At 31.3% G+C, this 617-nt stretch carries 1 protein-coding gene; it reads right to left on the bottom strand.

What is annotated here, in order from left to right; translation table 11 throughout:
• A partial coding sequence (locus ACM0OR_RS28335; RefSeq protein WP_414579734.1) for a transposase family protein occupies positions 1-458 on the bottom strand: 458 nt, incomplete at its 3' end.
• Positions 459-617 lie beyond the last annotated feature (159 nt).

Genomic DNA, 617 nt, shown 5'->3' on the forward strand with positions numbered 1-617 from the left:
TGAAGAGGTTTTTCTTTGAGTAAATCAGCTTCTTGTTCTTTTAATAAGGTTTCTACCTCCGATGCTGTCATTCTATTTCTGATGGCTGCACTCTCTACATTCGTTTCTAATACTTCCTTAATTACTTTCACCGCTAGTCTTTTTGTATAGGTTCTTCTAGTTTTTATAAAGGAGAGTGACTCACTGAAGACTTTCCGACATTTTGTGCATCTCAATTGCCGACGATTTACCTTTAACAATACTTGATAATCACTCAGAGGTATATCTCTGACTGTATACCAATGATTTTGATGGATTTTATCAGTTGTATTTCCACACTGTGGACATTGACCAACTTTTAGCTTATTTTCGACTTCTATGACTATTTCATCATTAGTGATAAAGTCATAATTAATAACCTTGATATCTTCAAGATTAATAACTTTAGTAATAAAGTGCAGCAAGGGATTAGATGGCATATTTATTAAATCACTAATTATTATCTCAACCTTTTTTATATTTTCTAGTTCTAATTATTTTTGTATCTCTACCCCAGACTCGCTTTGAGATGTTTTTTATGATAGAAATATGAGCAGTTATCTATTTTATTTATAGTATTTTATCATAACCACTCTAGG

It is taken from the genome of Anabaena sp. CCY 9402-a (genome assembly GCF_963920945.1).
GTDB classification, from domain to species: domain Bacteria; phylum Cyanobacteriota; class Cyanobacteriia; order Cyanobacteriales; family Nostocaceae; genus Trichormus; species Trichormus minutissimus.